Raw genomic sequence first — 19870 nt, 5'->3', positions numbered from 1 at the left:
CGAGGGAGAGATTCATGGCACTCGTTTCCATGCGCCAGCTGCTGGACCACGCGGCTGAATACAGCTACGGCCTGCCGGCTTTCAACGTCAACAACCTGGAGCAGATGCGCGCCATCATGGAAGCCGCCGACAAGGTCGACGCGCCGGTGATCGTGCAGGCCTCGGCCGGCGCCCGCAAATACGCCGGCGCGCCCTTCCTGCGCCACATGATCCTGGCCGCGGTGGAAGAATTCCCGCACATCCCGGTGGTGATGCACCAGGACCACGGCACCAGCCCGGACGTCTGTCAGCGTTCCATCCAGCTGGGCTTCTCCTCGGTGATGATGGACGGCTCGCTGAAATCCGACGGCAAGACCCCGGCCGACTACGACTACAACGTCGGCGTCACCCGCACCGTGGTCAACTTCGCCCACGCCTGCGGCGTGTCGGTGGAAGGCGAGATCGGCTGCCTGGGCAGCCTGGAAACCGGCATGGCCGGCGAGGAAGACGGCGTCGGCGCCGAAGGCGTGCTCGACCACAGCCAGCTCTTGACCGACCCGGAAGAAGCCGCCCGTTTTGTCAAGGACACCGGCGTGGACGCGCTGGCGATCGCCATCGGCACCAGCCACGGCGCCTACAAGTTCACCAAGAAGCCCACCGGCGACGTGCTGCGCATCGACCGCATCAAGGAAATCCACGCCCGCATCCCCAACACCCACCTGGTGATGCACGGCTCCTCCAGCGTGCCGCAGGAATGGCTGAAGATCATCAACGAATTCGGCGGCGATATCGGCGAAACCTACGGCGTGCCGGTCGAGGAAATCGTCGAGGGCATCAAGCACGGCGTGCGCAAGGTCAATATCGACACCGACCTGCGCCTGGCATCCACCGGCGCCATCCGCCAGTTCCTGGCTAAGAACCCGGCCGAGTTCGATCCGCGCAAATACCTGGCCAAGACCATCGAAGCGATGCGCGACATCTGCATCGCCCGTTACGAAGCCTTCGGCGCCGCCGGCCAGGCCAGCAAGATCAAGGCCATCAACCTGGACACCATGGCCAATCGCTACCTGAAGGGCGAACTCGCGCAGATCGTGCGCTGAGCGCCGGATGGCGATGGATGCGGCGGCGGGGTTTGTAAGCTGGATGTAAAAACGCTTGCAAGCCTTTGCCGGAAAAGCAATAATCCATTTGTCATTTCAGGAAAGGGATTTGTATGCCAATTTCGGCTCGCGCTCAATTGCACGCGCCGATGGCCATACTGACTGCCCGACCCGCCCTCGCGGCGGGTTTTTTTTTGGCCGCCGGGCCGATGTTTGCGCGCCGGCATTGGCCCGGCCCGGCGGTTTGCATACACTGCCGGTATTCGGACAAGAACCGGGAGGGACGCATGAAATTGAGCCTGCTGTATTTCGCCAGGCTGCGCGAGACGCTGGGCGTGGAGAGCGAGCAATTGGACAGCGAGGCGGCCAACGTGGCCGAGCTGCTGGCCGAATTGCGCCAGCGCGGCCAGGTCTGGACGCTGGAGCTGGCGGCGGACAAGGTGTTCCGGGTGGCGGTGAACCAGGAAATGGCGGGACTGGACACGCCCTTGGCCGACGGCGACGAAGTGGCGGTGTTTCCGCCGGTGACCGGGGGCTGAGATGACGGTCAACCATATCCGGGTGCAGACCGAGGGCTTCGACGTCGGCGCCGAGGTCAGGCGCTGGTCGGTCAATCCGGCCTGCGGCGCGGTGGTCAGCTTCACCGGCCTGGTGCGCGATTACGGCGACCGCCAGGACGTGGTGGCGCTGGAGCTCGAGCATTACCCGGGCATGACCGAAAAGGCGCTGGCCGACATCGTCCGCCAAGCGCGCGCGCGCTGGTCGCTGAAGGGCGTGACGCTGATCCACCGCGTCGGCCGGCTGGCGCTGGGCGACGACATCGTGTTGGTGGTGGTGGCCAGCGGCCACCGCCGCGACGCCTTCGAGGCCGCCGCCTTCCTGATGGACTATCTGAAGCGGCAGGCGCCGTTCTGGAAATGCGAGATCCTGGCCGACGGCAGCCGCCACTGGGTGGACGCCAAGGCCAGCGACGAGGCGGCGGCGGCGCGCTGGAACGCGCAGGGGGAGCAATCATGACGATGGACGTGATCGACTACCGGGTGTTCGGCGACGACATGCAGTACGTCGAGGTGGAGCTGGACCCCGGCGAGGCGGCGGTCGGCGAGGCCGGCGCGCTGTACTACATGCAGGACGGCATCGCGATGGACACCGTGTTCGGCGACGGCTCGGGCCGCGACGGCGGCGTGCTGGGCTCGCTGCTGGGCGCCGGCAAGCGGCTGCTGACCGGCGAGTCGGTGTTCACCACCGTGTTCGCCAACCAGTCGGCCGAGCGGCGCAAGGTCGCCTTCGCCGCCGCGACGCCGGGCAAGATCGTGCCGGTGCACCTGCTGGAGCTGGGCGGCACGCTGTACGCGCAGAAGGACAGCTTTCTGGCCGGCGCCAAGGGCGTCAGCCTGGGGCTGGCCTGGCAGAAGCGCATCGGCACCGGCCTGTTCGGCGGCGAGGGCTTCATCATGCAGAAGCTGGAGGGCGACGGCTATGTGTTCCTGCACGCCGGCGGCGCGCTGACCGAGCTGCAGCTGCGCCCGGGCGAGACGGTGCGGGTGGACACCGGCTGCGTGGTCGCCTACCAGCCCAGCGTCGATTTCGACATCGAATATGTCGGCAAGCTGAAAAGCGCGCTGTTCGGCGGCGAGGGGCTGTTCTTCGCCAGGCTGACCGGCCCGGGGCGGGTGTGGTTGCAATCGCTGCCCCTGTCGCGGCTGGCCGACCGCATCGTCGCCGCCGCGCCGCGCGCCGGCGGGGAATCCAAGGAACAGGGCTCGCTGCTGGGCGGCCTGTTCAACGACAAGAGCTAGGGGCGCGCCGCCAGCCGTCCAGCCGATGATGGCGGACGCCGCCCGCGCCCAGCTCGGACGCCAGCAGCGTCACTTCCTCCAATGGCAGCGCCAGCGGCGGCAGCGCCTGTTCCGGCAGCGGCCGCTCCAGGCCGCGCAGCAGCGTCAGGTGCGGGCGGTAGGGCCGCGCTTCGACGGCGATGCCGGCCGCGCCCAGCGCCGCTTTCAATTGCGACACCCATGCGCCCAGCGCCGGCGGCGGGCGGGCCGGTCCGCACCACCCCACGCCGCGCCAGCTGCCGCAGCGGTCCAGCACGATGGCCGGCGGCAGGCCGGGCGCCGCCTTTTCCGCGCAGTCGGCGGCCAGCTGCAGTTGCAGCGGCGTCACGTCGTCCAGGAAGGCCAAGGTCAGATGCAGCTGGGCCGCGGGCAACGGGCGGCCGCCGGCTTGTTTCCGCAAGCCGGCCTGCCATGCCAGCAGCCGGGCCAGGCATTCGGGCGGCGGCAGGCAGGCGAGGAAGGCGCGCATCAGTCCTCGTGGCGGATCAGCGCCTGGCGGCGCTTGACGAAGCCGCGCACCCGCTCGTTGTCGTGCGGCAGCCAGTGCAGCAGCTCGCGCAGGCTCTGCATCTCGCCGGCGAAGTCCTGGCCGGCCTCTTGCCGGTTTTCGGCGATGCGCAGCAGCATCGCGCAGCCGTACATGCCGAGCCGGCAATTCAGCGTCCGCATCGCCTCGCCGCGCAGCATCGCGGCGGCGGCCTCCAGCTTGCCCTGGTTGGCCTGCTCCAACGCGGCCCGGCTCTTGTCCTGCAGCTCGGCGTAGGCGGCGCTGACCGCGTCGGCGCAGGCCGGCCGCGGCGCCGCCACTTCCAGCAGCGTGCCCAGCTCGTGCCGGCCGTCGGCGAAACGCAGCGCGATGGATCGCGCCCAGTCCGGCGCGCGCTCGGCGCCGTGTCCTTCCGGCAGCTTGGCCGCCGCCGACAGGAAGCGCAACGCGCTGCCGAAGTCGGTTTCCGGCGCGGCGATCCATTCCGCGCCCTCGGCCAGATGGATTTGGGCCTGCTGCGGCCGCTGCTGCGCCAAGGCGGTCAGCGCGCGGCACACCGCCATCGTCAACGGGCCGCCGGGCAGCTCGCCCTGGCGGGCGGCGATGTCGTGCTGCAGCCGGTCCAGCTGCTGGGTCTGGCCGCTTTCGCAGCGCGCCTGCAGCAGGTTGACCATCGCTTCCGGACCGAAGAAGCTGTTGCCGCGGCCGATGTCCACCGCCCGCTGCAGCGGCTCCACCGCCCGCGTCGCTTCGCCGCTGCGCAGCAGCGCGGTGCCGTAGTGGTGCAGCCGATTGAAGTTGCGCGGCGAGATCGCCACCGCCTTTTCCAGCGCGCCGGCGGCGTCCGGGTAGTTGCCGTCGTCGGTCAGGTTCTGCGCCAAGAGGTCGTAGGCCTCGGTGTAGCGCGGCGCTTCGGCGATCACTTGGTCCAGCAGCGCGTTGGCGCCGCCGCCGTCGCCCTGCTCGGACAGGATGCGGGCGACGCCCATCTTGGCCCAGGGCAGCTCGTCCCGGGCCAGCACCTCGCGGTAGAGCCGCAGCGCCGCCTCGTGCAGCCCCTCGCGCGCCAGCAGTTCGCCGCACAGCCGCTGCGCGTCCAGCCGCCGTTGGCGGCTGTCGGCCTCGGCGATCAGTCCGCCCAGCGTCTGGATCGCCTGCTCGGTCTTGCCCTTGTCCAGCAGCCGGTGCGCCGGCGCCAGCCAGGCCTTGCGCCGGGCGGCGGCTTCCAGCCGGTCCAGCAGCTGCTGCGAGGTGAAGGGCTTGAGGATGTAGTCGTCGGGGACCAGTTCGGCGGCGCTGGCCACCTGGCCGTAGTTGCGCTCGCCGGTGATCATCACCCACAGCGTGGACAAGGGCAGCGCGCCGGCGCGGCGCATCGCCTCCAGCAGCTCCTGGCCGTTCATGCCCAGGCCCAGGTTGTAATCGCACAGCACCACGTCGTAGCGGCGGCCGCGCAGCCGGTTCTGCGCCTCGCCGGCGTGGCTGGCGGTTTCCGACTGGGTGACGCCGGCCATGGCCAGGATGGCGCGTATGCCCTGCGCCATGCTGTGCGCGTCGTCGACGATCAGGACCGTGGTGTTTTCATCGAATGCCATGTCGCCTCTCGCGTCGGCCGGCGCGGCGCCGGCCTCATTCGCAGTCCGGGTTCAGCGCGTGCAGCCGGCGCAGGAAGCCGCGCACGCGTTCGTTGTCCTCGGGTAGCCAGTCTATCAGCCGCTGCACCTGATGCTGCTCCTCGGCGAAGTCGCGGTTCGCCTTGTGGCGGTTCTCGCAGGTGCGCAGCAGCAGCGCGCAGGCGTTCATGCTGATGCGCTCGTTCAGCGTGTCCTGCGACAGTTGGTACAGCATGGCGGCGGCTTCTTCCAGCTTGCCGTTGCCGGCCAGCTCCACCGCCTTGTTGCTCTCCTGCTGCAGCGTTTCGTAGGCGTGCTCGATGGCGGCGTGGCCGGCCTCGTGCTTGTGCGAGATCTCCAGCAGCGTGCCCAGCTCGTGGCGGCCGTCGGCGAAGCGCAGCGCGATGGCGTGGCCCCATTGCTGCGGCAGCTCGTTGCTCAGCTCGGCCGGCAGCCTCACCGCGGCCGACAGGAAGCGCTGGGCGGAGGAAAAGTCGGTTTCGCGGGCGCGCAGCTCGCCGGCCACGCCCTGCAGCTGCGCCAGCGCGTCGCTGGGCCGCTGCTGGGCCAGCGCGGTCATCGCGCGGCACACCGCCATGGTCAGCTTGCCGCCGGGCAGCTCGTCGATGCGGCCGGCGATCTCCGCCTGCAGCCGGTCCAGCTGCTGGGTCTGGCCGCTCTCGCTGTAGGCCTGCAGCAGGTCCACTAGCACGTCGGGGCCGAAGAAGTTGTTGTTGCGGCCGATTTCCACCGCCCGCTGCAGGTAGTCGGCGGCCTTGGACGGGTCGCCGCAGCGCAGCAGCGCGGTGCCGCAGCTCTTCAGGCGGTTGAAGTTGCGCGGCGAGATCGCCACCGCCTTTTCCAGCACCACGGCGGCGGTCTGGTACTGGCCGTCGTCGATCAGGTTCTGCGCCAAGAGGTCGTAGGCGTCGGTGTAGCGCGGCGCGTCGGCGATGATTTCGCGCAGCAGCGCGTTGGATTCCTGGGTTTCTCCCTGCTCGGCGACGATGCGGGCGACGCCCATCTTGGCCCAGGGGATCACGCGCTGGGTCAGCAGTTCCTGGTAGATGCTCAGCGCCTCGCCCTGGCGGCCTTCGTTGACCAGCAGCTCGGCGGCCAGGCGCTTGGCGTCCAGCCGGTACTGCGGGTTCTGCGTTTCGCGCGCCAGCTGCAGCAGCACCTGGATCGATTGCTCCACCTTGCCCTGCGCCAGCAGCTTGTGCGCCGGGGCGAGGAAGGTCTTGCGCTGGCCGGCCAGGTGCATCCGGTCCAGCAGCAGCTGGGAGGCGAACGGTTTGAGGATGTAGTCGTCGGGCGCCATTTCGGCGGCGGCCACCACCCGCTCGTAGTGGCGCTCGCCGGTGATCATGATCCAGATGGTGGACAGCGGCAGGTTGCCGCCCTTGCGCATCGCCTCCAGCAGCTCCTGGCCGTCCATGCCCTCGCCGAGGTTGTAGTCGCAGAGCACGACGTCGTAATTCTTGCCGCGCAGCCGGTTGCGCGCCTCGCTGGCGTTGCTGACGGCCTCGGAGCGGGTGATGCCGGCCATGGACAGCATGGTGCGCAAGCCCTGGCGCACGGTGTGTGAGTCTTCGATGATCAGTACGGTGGTGGTGGCGTCGAATTGCATGATGGGGGCCGGTCGAATGCCGGTCTCAGACGATATCCAGGTGGTCTATGCCTTCCAGCGGGTCCCGGTTGCGGGCGCTCTCGCTGTACAGCTTGATTCTCAGGCGCAGGTCGTTGATGGAGTCGGCGTTGCGCAGCGCATCCTCGTAAGTGATCAGCTCGGCCTCGTACAGTTCGAACAGCGATTGGTCGAAAGTCTGCATGCCGGCCTCGCGCGAGCGTCCCATCACCTCCTTCAGCCCGGCGATCTCGCCCTTGAACACCATGTCCGACACCAGCGGGCTGTTGAGCAGGATCTCCACCGCCGCCACCCGGCCGCGGCCGGACTTGTGCGGCACCAGCCGCTGCGAAATGATGGCGCGCATGTTCAGCGACAGGTCCATCAGCACTTGCTGGTGGCGCTCTTCGGGGAAGAAGTTGAGGATGCGGTCCAGCGCCTGGTTGGCGTTGTTGGCGTGCAGCGTGGCCAGGCACAGGTGGCCGGTTTCGGCGAACTGCAGGCCGTAGGCCATGGTTTCGCGGTCGCGGATCTCCCCCATCAGGATCACGTCCGGCGCCTGGCGCAGCGTGTTCTTCAGCGCGACCTCCCAGTTCTCGGTGTCCACGCCGATCTCGCGCTGGGTGACGATGGACTTCTTGTGGGTGTGCACGTACTCGATCGGGTCTTCGATCGTGATGATGTGGTCCTGGTTGTTGCTGTTGCGCCAGTCCACCAGCGCCGCCAGCGAGGTGGACTTGCCGGAGCCGGTGCCGCCGACGAAGATCACCAGGCCGCGCTTGATCAGCGCGATGTCCTTCAGCACCTCGGGCAGGTTGAGCTGGTCGAAGGTGGGGATCTCGGTGTTGATCTTGCGCAGCACCATGCCCACCATGCCCTGCTGGACGAAGGCGCTGACGCGGAAACGGCCGACGCCGGGCGGGTTGATGGCGAAGTTGGCTTCCTTCTTCGCCTCGAACTCCTCGGTCTGGCGGTCGTTCATCACCGCGCGCACCAGTTCCTTGCTCTGCAGGGCGGTCAGCGCCTGCGGCGCCACCGGCGTGATCTTGCCGTCTATCTTCATCGCCGGCGGAAATTCGGCGGCGATGAAGATGTCGGAGGCGTTCTTTCCCGTCGCATGCTTGAGCAGGTCGTGGATGAATTTGGAGGCCTGGTCTTTTTCCATGGCGGCGTTTCCTGCGTAAGCGGCTTATACAGTCTAGCCCGCCGGGCGGCGGCGGGCGGGACTCAGAATGCGTCCTTGTGGCTGGCCTTGGCGCGCGCCTCGGCCGGCGACACGATGTTGCGCCGGGTCAGGTCGGCCAGACACTGGTCCAGCGTCTGCATGCCGTGTTGCTGCCCGGTCTGTATCATCGAGTTGATCTGGGCGATCTTGTTCTCGCGTATCAGGTTGCGGATGGCGGGCGTGCCTATCATGATCTCGTGCGCGGCCACCCGGCCCTGGCCGTCCTTGGTCTTCAGCAGCGTCTGCGCGATCACCGCGCGCACCGACTCCGACAGCATCGAGCGCACCATTTCCTTCTCGCCGGCGGGGAACACGTCGACGATCCGGTCTATGGTCTTGGCCGCGCTGCTGGTGTGCAGCGTGCCGAACACCAGGTGGCCGGTCTCGGCGGCGGTCAGCGCCAGCCGTATCGTTTCCAGGTCGCGCAATTCGCCGACCAGGATCACGTCCGGGTCCTCGCGCAGCGCGCTTTTCAGCGCGTTGGCGAAGCTGTGGGTCTGCAGGCCCAGCTCGCGCTGGTTGATCAGGCTCTTCTTGCTCTCGTGGACGAACTCGATCGGGTCTTCCACGGTAAGAATGTGCGAGAAGGCGTTTTCGTTGACGTAGTCTATCATCGCCGCCAGCGTGGTCGACTTGCCGGAGCCGGTGGGGCCGGTCACCAGCACCAGGCCGCGCGGGTAGTTGGCGATGTCCTGGAAGATGCGCGGCGCCGACAGCTGCTCCAGCGTCAGCACCTTGCTGGGAATCACCCGGAACACCGAGGCCATGCCGCGGTTCTGGATGAAGGAGTTGACGCGGAAGCGTGCGATGCCGGGCAGCTCGAACGAGAAGTCGCACTCGTAGGTGTCTTCGAAGGTCTTGCGCTGGTAGTCGTTCATGATGTCGTACACCATGTCGTGCACGTCATGGTGGTCCAGCGGCGGCAGATTGATCCGGCGGATGTCGCCGTTGACCCGTATCATCGGCGGCAGGCCGGCCGACAGGTGCAGATCGGAGGCCTTGTTCTTGACGGTAAAAGCCAGGAGCTCGGAAATTTCCATATAATTCTCCACGATGACATCGCCGCCCGCCGGTTTTCCGTTGGCATGGCCGGTCCGCAATCCATTGTATGCGCTTGCCGGGCGGCCGGATATCCCCGCCGCGCCCGAGCCGGGCGCTTCACGGAAATGAAAACGACATGACCGATTCCCTTTCTTCCCGACTCCAGCAGGTGCGGCTGCGGCTGGACGCCGCCTGCGCCGCCGCCGGCCGCGCGCCCGGCGCCGCGGCGCTGCTGGCGGTGAGCAAGACCTTCCCCGCCGACGCGCTCCGGGCCGCCTACGCTTGCGGCCAGCGCGCCTTCGGCGAGAACTATGTGCAGGAGTTGCAACAGAAGTGCGAGGCGCTGGCCGGGCTGGAGATAGAATGGCACTTCATCGGGCCCCTGCAGTCGAACAAGACCCGCATCGTCGCCGAGCGCGCGCACTGGGTGCATTCGATAGACCGGCTGAAGATCGCCGAGCGCCTGTCGGCGCAGCGGCCGGACGGCCTGCCGGCGCTGAATGTCTGCGTGCAGGTCAATGTGTCCGGCGAGGACAGCAAGAGCGGCTGCGCGCCGGAGGAGGCCGCGGCGCTGGCGCGCGCGGTGGCGGCGCTGCCGCGCTTGAGGCTGCGCGGCCTGATGTGCATTCCGGAACCGACCGAAGACACGGCCAGGCTGGCGGCGCAGTTCGCCCGCCTGCGCGGCTTGCAGCGGCAGCTGAACGCCGAGGGCCTGGCGCTGGACACATTGTCGATGGGCATGTCGGCCGACCTGGAGACGGCGGTGGCCGAAGGCGCCACCCTGGTGCGGGTGGGTTCGGCCATCTTCGGCCAGCGCGACTACCAACATTGAACACGGCGCCGCCCGGCGCGAGCCGAAGGGCGACGCATCCATAAAGGGGACGCTATGCGGATCACATTCATCGGCGGCGGCAATATGGCCGGCGCCATCATCGGCGGGCTGGCCCGCCAGGGCGGCCATCGCATCCACGTGGTCGAACATCAGCAGGACAAGCTGGACCAGCTGGCCGCCGGCTTCGGCTGCAGCGGCAGCCAGGCACTGCCCGAGCGCTTCGCCGCCGACGAGGTCGTAGTGCTGGCGGTCAAGCCGCAGCAGCTGCGCGAGCTGTGCCTGGCGCTGGCGCCTGTGCTTAACGGCGCGCTGGTGGTATCCATCGCCGCCGGCATCCGCCTGGACGCGCTGGCGCGCTGGCTGGGCAGCCGCCGCATCGTGCGGGTGATGCCCAACACCCCGGCCATGGTCGGCAAGGGGGTATCCGGCCTGTACGCCGACGCCGCGGTGTCCGCCGCCGACCGCGACGCGGCCGAGACCGTGATGCGCGCCGCCGGCCTGACCGTGTGGCTGGCCGACGAGGCCGGCATCGACGACATCACCTGCGTGTCCGGCAGCGGCCCGGCCTATGTGTTCTATTTCATAGAGAGCATGATAGAGGCGGCGGCGAAAGCGGGCTTCGGCGAGGACAAGGCGCGCGAGCTGGTGCTGGCGACTTTCGACGGCGCGGTGGAGCTGGCGCGGCAGAGCCCGTTGCCGGTGGCCGAGCTGCGCCGGAACGTGATGTCCAAGGGCGGCACCACCGAACGCGCGATCGCGCGCTTCGAGGCCGAAGGCGTCAAGGCGGCCATCGTCGCCGGCGCGATGGATTGCCGCGACCGCTCGATCGAGATGGGCCGCGAACTCAGCCAGGAGTGATGCCGCATCATGTTCGTCCATACCTTGCAATCCCTGATCCAGGTGCTGTCCGACCTGTTCGCGCTGGTGCTGGTGCTGCGTTTCTACCTGCAGGTCGCCCACGCGCCGTTCAAGCACCCGCTGTGCCAGTTCGTGGTGGCGGCCACCAACTTCCTGGTGCTGCCGACGCGCAAGCTGGTGCCGTCGGTGCGCAGCTACGACACCGCCACCCTGCTGCTGGCCTGGCTGGTGTGCCTGCTGGCGCGGGTGCTGATGGTGCTGCTGTGGTGGCGGCCGGAGATCTTCGCGCTGCCGCAAGCCTGGATGGTGCTGTCGCTGTGGTCGGTGCTGGCGGTGTTCCAGCTATCGCTGAAGCTGCTGCTGGGCGCGGTGATCGTGCAGGCGGTGCTCAGCTGGGTCAATCCCTACAATCCGCTGGCGCCGGTGCTGGACAGCCTGACCCGTCCCTATCTGCGGCCGTTCCGCCGCGCGGTGGTCGGCGGCGTCGACCTGGCGCCGATGGCGCTGTCGCTGATCGTCTGGATGATCCTGACGATTCCGGTGACCTGGCTCGAAGCAGTGTTCTTGACCCAACTCAATGTCATGGGCTGACAAACCGGGTTATTTGTCATACTTTTGACAACCGCCGCCTGTCCGGGCGGCCACGTGAAACGCGATAGGGAGAACCACGATGAAAAAAACCTTGCTCGCCGCCCTGCTGCTGGGCGCCGCCGCCGCGCCGGCGATGGCGAACATGCAGCTGGCGCAGAAATACAGCTGTACCGCCTGTCACACGGTGGACAAGAAGCTGGTCGGCCCCGCGTACAAGGACGTGGCCAAGAAATACGCCGGCGACAAGGGCGCCGAGGCCAAGCTGATCGCCAAGGTGAAGAACGGCGGTTCCGGCGTCTGGGGCCCGGTGCCGATGACCCCGCATCCGAATATTCCCGACGCCGATCTGAAGGCGTTGGTGAAGTGGGTGCTGAGCCAGAAATAAACACCGGCGCCCGGCTGTATTGAGGCAAGTCCGCAACGGCTTGCCCGGATTCAAAGGCGGCTTTTGCCGCCTTTGAACTTGTAAGGGCATCGTGGGTCGAAACCGGCGTCCTCATTATATTTCTGCTATTTCGGGCGGACTTGTTATCGGTACTGAAACGGGCTATATAAAATGCTAGTGCAATCGGTGATTATTGGGATTCGCGCTCAATACAGTTGCGCAAACATTAGCCCGCCGGTAATCTTCTCCGCCTGTTGCCAACTCTATGCTGGAAGCACCAAACATGGCCAAGCTGACCGAACAGGATATCCTCAACTGGGAAGGCGATGATTACATGAACGCCGACCACCTTGAGTTCTTCAAGGAACGGTTGTTGCAAATGCAGCAGGAGTTGCTGGTAAACGCCAACGCCACTGCCAACCACCTGCAGGAACAGGAAGCCACCCCTGATCCGGCCGACCGCGCCACTCTGGAAGAAGAGTACGCGCTGGAGCTGCGCACCCGCGACCGCGAGCGCAAGCTGCTGCAGAAGATCCAGGCGTCCATCCGCCAGATCGAAGACGGCTCCTACGGCTTCTGCGAAGACACCGGCGAACCCATCGGCCTGAAGCGCCTGATGGCCCGCCCGACCGCCACGCTGTCGGTCGAAGCCCAGGAGCGCCGCGAGCGCATGAAGCGCCAGTACGCCGACTGAGCGTCGCCTCGCCCCGACACGAAGCGCCACCGCCGCCAGGCCGTGGCGCTTTTGTCTGGCGGTTGTCACCCGTCGACAAATCCGGTTATCTTGCTGCTATGCAGAAAACGAAATAGCCACAAGGGACAACCGCATGCAACGCCAGACCGACGACGTCAGAATCCGCGAAATCAAGGAACTGCTTCCCCCGATCGCCCACCTTTACGAGCTGCCGATCAGCGAGTCGGCCTCCGAGCTGATCTACAACACCCGTCGCGAAATCTCGGCCTTGCTGCGCGGCGAGGACGACCGCCTGCTGGTGGTGATCGGCCCCTGTTCCATCCACGACGTCGACGCCGCGGTCGAGTACGCGCAGAAGCTGGCGCCGCTGCGCCAGGCGCTGGCGGATGAGCTGGTGGTGGTGATGCGGGTGTATTTCGAGAAGCCGCGCACCACGGTCGGCTGGAAGGGCCTGATCAACGACCCGCACCTGAACGAGTCCTACGACATCAACGCCGGCCTGCGCATCGCGCGCCGCCTGCTGCTGACGCTGAACAACCTGGGCATGCCGGCCGCCACCGAATTCCTCGACATGATCACGCCGCAGTACTTCGCCGACCTGATCAGCTGGGGCGCGATCGGCGCCCGCACCACCGAGAGCCAGGTGCACCGCGAGCTGGCCTCCGGCCTGTCCTGCCCGGTCGGTTTCAAGAACGGCACCGACGGCAACCTGAAGATCGCCGTCGACGCCATCCGCTCGTCCAGCGTGCCGCACCATTTCCTGTCGGTGACCAAGACCGGCCATTCCGCCATCGTTTCCACCGGCGGCAACCCGGACTGCCACGTGATCCTGCGCGGCGGCAAGGAACCCAATTACTCGGCCGAGCATGTGCGCGCCGCCGCCGCCGAGCTGACCGCGGTCGGCCTGCCGCACAAGCTGATGGTGGACTTCAGCCACGCCAACAGCCGCAAGGACTACCGCCGCCAGATGGAGGTCAGCGCCGACGTGGCCGGCCAGATCGCCGGCGGCGACCGCAACATCTTCGGCGTGATGGTGGAAAGCCACCTGGTGGAGGGGCGCCAGGATCAGAAGCCCGGCTGCGAGCTCAAGTACGGCCAGAGCATCACCGACGCCTGCCTGGGCTGGGACGACACCGAGACGCTGCTGCGCCAGCTGGCCGACGCCGTCAAGGCGCGCCGCGCCGCCGAGTAAAGCCCGGCCGCGAAGTTCGCGCGATGCCCCGCCCCGGCGGGGCATCGCCGTTTCCGGCCCGCGTCAGGGGGCCGAGACCAGGCGGTCGGCCATCGCCTTCAACGCCCTCATTTGCAGGCCGGTCTTCCAGGCGTAGGCCGGGCCGGTGTAGCCGAACCAGTCCCAGCATCCCTGGGGATTGGCCGCCGAGGTGGTGGTTTGCGGATACAGCACGATGATGCGGTTGTCGTCCGCCCACTCGTTGTAGCCGGCATGCGCGTAGAAAGCGTCGCCCACTTTGCCCGCGTACTGCTGGCAGCCGTGCAGCGCGATGTGCACCTTGCATGCCTGGCCGGCGAAGCAGGCGCGCGGCACGTAGACGTAGCCTTCGGCGGCCAGGCTGCTGCCGGCGGCGGCATACGGGGTCTGATCGAAGCTCAGCAACTTGCCGCTGGTCGTTTGCGGCTTGGGCTGCAGCGCGCCGTAGATGTGCTTCAGGATCAGGCCGGCCTGGTCGTAGCCCTGGCCCTGCCAAGTGCAGTGGTTGAGGTAGGGCGAGGCGGTGGCACCGCAGTTGTTGCCGAAGCTGGGCGTGATCTGGGCGTGGCCGGCCGGCAGCTGCTTCTGGTAGGCGAGCTGCGCCGCCGGCACGCCGGCCAGCTGGAAGAAGGACGCGGCGGCGTCCACCACCGGCGTGCGGACCGTGTTGTCCTGGGTGCCGCTGAACAGATAGATCCGGCGCTTGGCCAGGTCGGCCAGCGGGTCGATCTGGCCGGCCGCGGCGAACTGCTTGGCGCCGGCCAGCAGCAGCGAGGGCTGGGGCGGCGGGCCCGCCATGCAGGCCGCGGTGCCGGCCAGCGATCCTTGCGCGCAGTAGTACGGACCGCCGGCCACCACCCCGGCGCCGACCACCGACGCGGAAAAGGCGACCTGATACTGCGCCGCCATGAAGGCGCCTGACGACAGGCCGGAAACCGACGACTGTCTGGAATCGCCGTGGAAGGCGGGCAGCGGATCGGCGGCCTGCGCCGGCAAGGCCAGCATGGCGGCCAGCCCCAATATCGCTATCGATTTCATGCGGACTCCTTTCAATGGGCGCCTGCCGGCGCGATGGCGAAACGAAGACTCAACATGAAAATGGCAAATATCTTATGAAATATCAATGACATTTGCCAGTCCGGCGACAGGCCCGCCAAGGCGGGCCCGGATTTCAGCGCGCGGCGGGCGCGGTATCGCCGCCTATCAATTTGGCGATCGAGCCGGCCAGCGTGGCGTCGGGCAACGCGAAGAACAGCCCGCCGCGGCCGTTCTGCGCGCTGGCGCAGTCGCCGGACAGCGCGCCTTCCTGGTTCATGTCGCCGAAGATCGCGTAAGCCGCGCCGCCGACGCTGACGCCTATCTTGGCGTGGTTGAAGTTCTTGCCCAGGCCGCCTTTCAGCGAGAAGGCCTGGCCGGCCCAGCTGCCGGAGGTGGCGATCGCCACCGGACCCGGGATCGGCAGGCCGCCGCTCCAGCAAGCCGGCGCGCCGGCTTTGGCGGTGCTCGGGATGGCGGTGCTCTTGCTGCCCTCCCACCAGGTGGCGGCGCGCAGCGGGATGCCCCCCAGCTCGGCCGATACCAGTTGCCACGGCGGAACCTGCAGCGCGGAGGGCTTGGCGATCAGCGTGACGCCGCTGGACAGCCTGCTGACTTGCGGCGTCGCGCTGGAGGACAGCTGGCCCAGCTGGCCGACCGCGGCCTGGATGTCGGCAGGTCCGCCGTTCTTGACGATCTGCGGGTTGCCCGGATCGGTCACCGCGCTGGCGTTGGCCAGGCCCTGCAGCACCGCCAGCACGTCGGCGCGGCTCAGTTTCAGGGCAAAGAAGTGCTGGCTGACTTCCACATCGTTGTCCTGGACACAGCCCAGGGTGTTGCCGTCGCTGGTGCGCGGGTATTGCGCGTTGCCGGAGGCCGGCCACGACGGCGTGCTCACCTGCATCACCACGCCGTTGCCTTGCGCGTCCCAGGCCAGCACGCCCTTGGAGTGGCCCCACGGCGCGCCGCAGGCATTGCCGGAGCAGGAGGGGATGGCCGGATCGTCGTAGAACTGGTCGTTCCACACCACGTAGTTCAGCGTGCCGTTGTAGATCTGGCTGAAGGTGGCCCCCACCGGGTCGGCCGGGGTGTCGCCGACGCAGCCGCCGCCCTGTGTCAGGCTGGGCTGGCTGCTGCTGGCGTACACGTATTGCTGGCTGAAGCTCTTGCCGCCGGTATAGCTTTGCGGGCTGCCGCCGAACTGGCAGCTGTTCACCCTGGCCGATCCGCCGCAGCCGGGGAAGGCGGCGGCATTGAACTTGAACGCGAACCACCAGTTGACCGGGTGGCCGGCGTCCAGCAGCGGCGACGGGGCGGCCTGGCTTGGCTGCGCGGCGGCGGCCAGCGCCAGGCCGAGGCAGGCGATGCGCCAGAACGATGGGGCGGGCATGGAATGTCTCCTTCAGTGGGTCGGGTTGTGCGAGGCTAAGGCAGGATCCGAACAATGCCAATTGAATATTATGTGGAGAGTTTGAAGCCGCCTCCTGCCGCAACACTCGTTAACCAAGCGCCGATTTATCCACAGCCGCCCACGATCAGTCCAGTTATCCACACCCGGCCAAAAGACGGAAAAACAGGTAAAATGGATGCATGCGCGAACTCGACACCCTGATCGTCTCCAGACCCGGCATCACCCCATCGCGGGGTGAGGGGGAGGCGTGCGCGCGCATCCCGGGAGCCTAGCTCCGTCCCCTCAAGCCCCGCCGCATGCGGCCGGGCTTGTCTTGTTGGCATCAAACGCCCAGCCGTCGGCATTTCTCGACATGGAGTTTTTTGGCAATGACGCAAAACATCTACGACACCCCCGAATTTTTCCACGGCTACAGCCAGTTGAACCGTTCCGTCCATGGTTTGGCCGGCGCGCCGGAATGGCCCAGCCTGCAAGCGCTGCTGCCTGAGCTGGCGGGCCGCGCGGTGGCCGATCTGGGCTGCGGCTACGGCTGGTTCTGCCGCTGGGCGCGCGAAGCCGGCGCCCGCTCGGCGCTGGGTCTGGACGTCTCGGAAAAAATGCTGGCCCGGGCCGCGGCGATGACCGCCGACGATGCCATCGAATACCGGCGCCAGGATCTGGAAACCCTGCAATTGCCGCCCGCCGCCTTCGATCTGGTCTACAGCTCGCTGACCCTGCATTACATCGAGGATCTGGCCGGCCTGCTGGCTACCTGCCATCGCGCGCTGAAACCCGGCGGCCGCCTGGTGTTTTCGATAGAGCACCCTATTTTCATGGCGGCCACGCAGCCGCAATGGCTGCAGGATGCGCAGGGACAGCGGTGCTGGCCGGTCAGCGGCTACCAGGACGAGGGCCCGCGCGTCACCCACTGGCTGGCCGACGGCGTGATCAAGCGGCACCGCACCATCGGCACCTTGCTCAACCTGGTGATGGCCGCCGGCTTCACGCTGCGCCACGTCGAGGACTGGGGGCCCAGCGCCGAGCAGGTGGCGGCGATGCCGGAGCTGGCGGAAGAAAGGGAGCGGCCGATGCTGCTGCTGGTGGCGGCGCAGCGCTAGATCGGCCGGCTTTCAGACAAAAGCCCCCGCGATGCGGGGGCTTGCCAGGGGGCGACAGCTTCCTAGATGGCCGCGGCCAGGCGCGAGCCTTGGTCGATCGCGCGCTTGGCGTCCAGTTCGGCCGCCACGTCGGCGCCGCCGATCAGGTGCACCGGCTTGCCGGCGGCTTCCAGCGGCCCCTGAAGCTCGCGCAGCGGATCCTGGCCGGCGCAGATCACCACATTGTCCACCGGCAGCACTTGCCGCTCGCCCTTCACCGTGATGTGCAGGCCGGCGTCGTCGATCAGGTCGTAGCTGACGCCGGACAGCATCTTCACCCGCTTCATCTTCAGGCTTTCGCGGTGGATCCAGCCGGTGGTTTTGCCCAGGCCCTCGCCTACCTTGCTGGTCTTGCGCTGCAACAGATAGACCTCGCGCGGGCTCGGGTGCGGCTGCGGACCCTGCGGCGCCAGGCCGCCGGCGCTGTCGCCCGTCATGTCCACGCCCCATTCGCGCATGAAGGCTTCGGCGTCCAGCGAGGTGGAGCGGCCCTCGTGGCACAGGTACTCGGCGGTGTCGAAGCCGATGCCGCCGGCGCCGATGATGGCCACTTTCCCGCCTACCGGCTTCTTGTGCTTGAGCACGTCGAGATAGCTGAGCACCTTGGGGTGGCCGATGCCGGGGATGGACGGGGTGCGCGGCGCGATGCCGGTGGCCAGCACCACCTCGTCGAAGCCGGACAGGTCATCCGCGGCGACGCGGGCGCCCAGCTTCAGCTCTACGCCGGTGGTCTCGATGCGGCGCTTGAAGTAGCGCAGCGTCTCGTGGAACTCTTCCTTGCCCGGAATCTGCTTGGCGACGTTGAACTGGCCGCCGATTTCGGCCGCGGCGTCGAACAGCGTCACGCTGTGGCCGCGCTCGGCGGCGACGGTGGCGAAGGCCAGGCCGGCCGGGCCGGCGCCGACCACCGCCAGCTTCTTCGGCACGGCGGTTTTCTCGTAATTGAGCTCGGTTTCGCGGCAGGCGCGCGGGTTGACCAGACAGGAGGTCAGCTTGCCCTGGAAGATGTGGTCCAGACAGGCCTGGTTGCAGCCGATGCAGGTGTTGATCTCGTCGCCGCGGCCTGCCGCCGCCTTGTTGACGAAGTCCGGATCGGCCAGGAAGGGGCGCGCCATCGACACCATATCGGCGCAGCCGCCGGCCAGGATATCTTCCGCCACTTCCGGCGTGTTGATGCGGTTGGTGGTGATCAGCGGGATCTTGACCTGGCCCATCAGCTTCTTGGTCACCCAGGCAAAGCCGCCGCGCGGCACCATGGTGGCGATGGTCGGCACCCGCGCCTCGTGCCAGCCAATGCCGGTGTTGATCAGGGTGGCGCCGGCCTTTTCGATCTCGCGGGCCAGGTGAACCACCTCGTCCCAGCTGCTGCCGTCCTGCACCAGGTCCAGCATCGACAGCCGGTAGATGATGATGAAGTCGCCGCCCACCGCCGCGCGCACCGCCTTGACGGTTTCGATCGCGAAGCGGATGCGGTTCTCGAAGCTGCCGCCCCAGTCGTCGGTGCGCTTGTTGGTGGCGCGGGCGATGAACTGGTTGATCAGATAGCCTTCCGAACCCATCACCTCGACGCCGTCGTAGCCGGCCTGTTGGGCCAGCTTGGCGCAGTTGGCGAAATCGGCGATGGTTTGCCAGACGTCGGCGTCGGACAGTTCGCGCGGGGTGTAGAAGTTGATCGGCGCCAGCAGCGGCGAGGCCGACACGCACTTTTCCTGGAAGCTGTAGCGGCCGGAGTGCAGGATCTGCAAGGCGATCTTGCCGCCCTCGCGGTGCACCGCGTCGGTCACCAGCTTGTGCTTGGGCACTTCGTGCGCGTCCGACAGCTGGGCGGCGCCCTCGGCGACGCAGCCTTCGGCGTTGGGGCCGACGCCGCCGGTGACGATCAGCGCCACCCCGCCCCGCGCGCGCTCGGCGTAGAAGGCGGCCATTTTTTCGAAGCCGCCTGGGGATTCTTCCAGGCCGGTGTGCATCGAACCCATCAGCACGCGGTTTTTCAGCGTGGTGAAGCCCAGGTCCAGCGGGGCCAGCAGGTGCGGGTAAGCGCTCATGTTTCTTCCTCGTGTCCGTTTTGTAGCGGCCCGGGCGGGCGTGCCCAAGCCTTTGATTCGTCTGGCGATGTCAACCCTGGGGCCAAGATACTTACTGGTAAGTAAGTTGTCAATGGAATCGCCGGCCGCCAGACCGCGCTAGCCATCTATAATCGCTTGGACGGCCGCAGCCGTCATGACAAAGGAGAATAATCATGTGCGAATCATCGCCTCACGCTCACGGCGACTGCCTGAACCCGCCGCAAGCGCGCCCGCTGGGCCGCCGCGGCTTCCTGAAACTGGCCGCCCTGGGCGGCGGCGCCGTGCTGCTGGGCAGCTTTCTGCCGCGCACCAGCTGGGCCGCCGGGAAGACCGACGCGCTGCTGCTGTCCTGCATGGACTACCGGCTGGTCCACGACTTCGGCGAGTTCATGGATGGCCTGGGCCTGCGCGGCAAGTACGACCACATCGTGCTGGCCGGCGCCTCGCTGATCTCGATCACCGACCAGTTTCCCGACTGGAACGCCACGTTCTGGCAGCATCTGGGCGTGGCGATAGACCTGCATCACATCAAGCGGGTGGTGCTGCTGGACCACCGCGATTGCGGCGCCTACAAGGTGGCGTTCGGAGAGGACTTCGCGCAGGACCCGGGCAAGGAAACCCGGATCCACGCCAAGGCCTTGCTGAAGCTGAAAGACGAAATCCTGGCCAGGCATCCCGCGCTGGCGGTGGAAACCTATCTGATGGCGCTGGACGGCAAGACGGAGTCCATCGCGGCCTGAGC

20 protein-coding genes are annotated in these 19870 nt (G+C 67.4%); 12 read left to right on the top strand and 8 right to left on the bottom strand.

Going from position 1 to position 19870, the window contains the following annotated elements; all coding sequences use genetic code 11:
* The first annotated feature begins 14 nt into the window (after positions 1 to 14).
* The 4 genes from fba (at position 15) to CV_RS00845 (ending at position 2878) form a co-directional block, all read left to right on the top strand.
* The gene (gene fba / locus CV_RS00860) at positions 15 to 1079 is read left to right on the top strand and encodes a class II fructose-bisphosphate aldolase (protein WP_011133742.1); all 1065 of its coding nucleotides are present in this window, start codon (positions 15 to 17) and stop codon (positions 1077 to 1079) included.
* A gap of 287 nt (positions 1080 to 1366) precedes the next feature.
* Positions 1367 to 1618 carry a molybdopterin converting factor subunit 1 gene (gene moaD, locus CV_RS00855; RefSeq protein WP_011133741.1) on the top strand — a complete coding sequence of 84 codons (252 nt, stop codon included), beginning with the start codon at positions 1367 to 1369 and terminating at the stop codon, positions 1616 to 1618.
* A gap of 1 nt (position 1619) precedes the next feature.
* On the top strand, positions 1620 to 2096 hold the full coding sequence (gene moaE, locus CV_RS00850; RefSeq protein ID WP_011133740.1) for a molybdopterin synthase catalytic subunit MoaE: 477 nt from the start codon (positions 1620 to 1622) through the stop codon (positions 2094 to 2096).
* Entirely contained in the window at positions 2093 to 2878 is a 786-nt protein-coding gene (locus CV_RS00845) for a TIGR00266 family protein (protein ID WP_011133739.1), read from the top strand. Before moaE ends, CV_RS00845 begins: the two co-directional genes overlap by 4 nt.
* Here the strand turns inward: CV_RS00845 and CV_RS00840 are convergent.
* The 5 genes from CV_RS00840 to CV_RS00820 form a co-directional block, all read right to left on the bottom strand.
* On the bottom strand, positions 2862 to 3386 hold the full coding sequence (locus CV_RS00840; protein WP_011133738.1) for a 2'-5' RNA ligase family protein: 525 nt from the start codon (positions 3384 to 3386) through the stop codon (positions 2862 to 2864). The genes CV_RS00845 and CV_RS00840 overlap by 17 nt on opposite strands.
* A complete protein-coding gene (locus tag CV_RS21915) occupies positions 3386 to 4999 on the bottom strand; it encodes a response regulator (protein WP_011133737.1) in 1614 nt (537 codons plus the stop codon). Before CV_RS21915 ends, CV_RS00840 begins: the two co-directional genes overlap by 1 nt.
* 34 nt (positions 5000 to 5033) lie before the next feature.
* Positions 5034 to 6647 carry a response regulator gene (locus tag CV_RS00830; RefSeq protein WP_052262685.1) on the bottom strand — a complete coding sequence of 538 codons (1614 nt, stop codon included), beginning with the start codon at positions 6645 to 6647 and terminating at the stop codon, positions 5034 to 5036.
* 25 nt (positions 6648 to 6672) lie between these two features.
* A complete protein-coding gene (locus CV_RS00825) occupies positions 6673 to 7809 on the bottom strand; it encodes a PilT/PilU family type 4a pilus ATPase (protein ID WP_011133735.1) in 1137 nt (378 codons plus the stop codon).
* Positions 7810 to 7871: 62 nt separating this feature from the next.
* Entirely contained in the window at positions 7872 to 8909 is a 1038-nt protein-coding gene (locus tag CV_RS00820) for a type IV pilus twitching motility protein PilT (RefSeq protein ID WP_011133734.1), read from the bottom strand.
* A 137-nt stretch (positions 8910 to 9046) separates the two neighbouring features.
* Between CV_RS00820 and CV_RS00815 the strand changes: the two genes are divergently transcribed.
* The 6 genes from CV_RS00815 (at position 9047) to aroG (ending at position 13462) form a co-directional block, all read left to right on the top strand.
* Positions 9047 to 9742 carry a YggS family pyridoxal phosphate-dependent enzyme gene (locus CV_RS00815; RefSeq protein ID WP_011133733.1) on the top strand — a complete coding sequence of 232 codons (696 nt, stop codon included), beginning with the start codon at positions 9047 to 9049 and terminating at the stop codon, positions 9740 to 9742.
* Positions 9743 to 9796: 54 nt separating this feature from the next.
* The gene (gene proC / locus CV_RS00810; protein WP_011133732.1) at positions 9797 to 10600 is read left to right on the top strand and encodes a pyrroline-5-carboxylate reductase; all 804 of its coding nucleotides are present in this window, start codon (positions 9797 to 9799) and stop codon (positions 10598 to 10600) included.
* A gap of 9 nt (positions 10601 to 10609) precedes the next feature.
* The gene (locus CV_RS00805; protein WP_011133731.1) at positions 10610 to 11191 is read left to right on the top strand and encodes a YggT family protein; all 582 of its coding nucleotides are present in this window, start codon (positions 10610 to 10612) and stop codon (positions 11189 to 11191) included.
* 79 nt (positions 11192 to 11270) lie between these two features.
* The gene (locus tag CV_RS00800; protein WP_011133730.1) at positions 11271 to 11576 is read left to right on the top strand and encodes a c-type cytochrome; all 306 of its coding nucleotides are present in this window, start codon (positions 11271 to 11273) and stop codon (positions 11574 to 11576) included.
* Between the two features lie 283 nt (positions 11577 to 11859).
* Complete coding sequence (gene dksA, locus CV_RS00795) at positions 11860 to 12270, top strand: RNA polymerase-binding protein DksA (protein ID WP_011133729.1); 411 nt, start codon at positions 11860 to 11862, stop codon at positions 12268 to 12270.
* Positions 12271 to 12403: 133 nt separating this feature from the next.
* Positions 12404 to 13462 (top strand): 3-deoxy-7-phosphoheptulonate synthase AroG, encoded by a 1059-nt coding sequence (aroG, locus tag CV_RS00790; RefSeq protein ID WP_011133728.1) that lies wholly within the window; start codon positions 12404 to 12406, stop codon positions 13460 to 13462.
* 63 nt (positions 13463 to 13525) lie between these two features.
* Here the strand turns inward: aroG and CV_RS00785 are convergent, their stop codons facing one another.
* Both CV_RS00785 and CV_RS00780 read right to left on the bottom strand, forming a co-directional pair.
* The gene (locus CV_RS00785) at positions 13526 to 14518 is read right to left on the bottom strand and encodes an extracellular catalytic domain type 2 short-chain-length polyhydroxyalkanoate depolymerase (RefSeq protein ID WP_011133727.1); all 993 of its coding nucleotides are present in this window, start codon (positions 14516 to 14518) and stop codon (positions 13526 to 13528) included.
* 133 nt (positions 14519 to 14651) lie between these two features.
* Positions 14652 to 15905, bottom strand: coding sequence for a deoxyribonuclease II family protein (locus CV_RS00780; RefSeq protein WP_043595198.1), 1254 nt, complete (start codon positions 15903 to 15905; stop codon positions 14652 to 14654).
* A gap of 389 nt (positions 15906 to 16294) precedes the next feature.
* Between CV_RS00780 and CV_RS00775 the strand changes: the two genes are divergently transcribed.
* Positions 16295 to 17023 carry a class I SAM-dependent methyltransferase gene (locus CV_RS00775; protein WP_011133725.1) on the top strand — a complete coding sequence of 243 codons (729 nt, stop codon included), beginning with the start codon at positions 16295 to 16297 and terminating at the stop codon, positions 17021 to 17023.
* Between the two features lie 62 nt (positions 17024 to 17085).
* Here the strand turns inward: CV_RS00775 and CV_RS00770 are convergent, their stop codons facing one another.
* On the bottom strand, positions 17086 to 19107 hold the full coding sequence (locus CV_RS00770) for an NADPH-dependent 2,4-dienoyl-CoA reductase (protein WP_011133724.1): 2022 nt from the start codon (positions 19105 to 19107) through the stop codon (positions 17086 to 17088).
* Positions 19108 to 19301: 194 nt separating this feature from the next.
* On the opposite strand from CV_RS00770, the gene CV_RS00765 reads away from it, so the two are divergent.
* Positions 19302 to 19868 (top strand): carbonic anhydrase, encoded by a 567-nt coding sequence (locus tag CV_RS00765; protein WP_011133723.1) that lies wholly within the window; start codon positions 19302 to 19304, stop codon positions 19866 to 19868.
* Positions 19869 to 19870: the final 2 nt, after the last annotated feature.

Origin of the sequence: Chromobacterium violaceum ATCC 12472 (assembly GCF_000007705.1) — a bacterium.
Taxonomy (GTDB): Bacteria; Pseudomonadota; Gammaproteobacteria; order Burkholderiales; family Chromobacteriaceae; genus Chromobacterium; species Chromobacterium violaceum.
The sequence above is the reverse complement of the archived record's forward strand: the minus strand, read 5'-3'. Positions and strand labels throughout refer to the sequence as shown.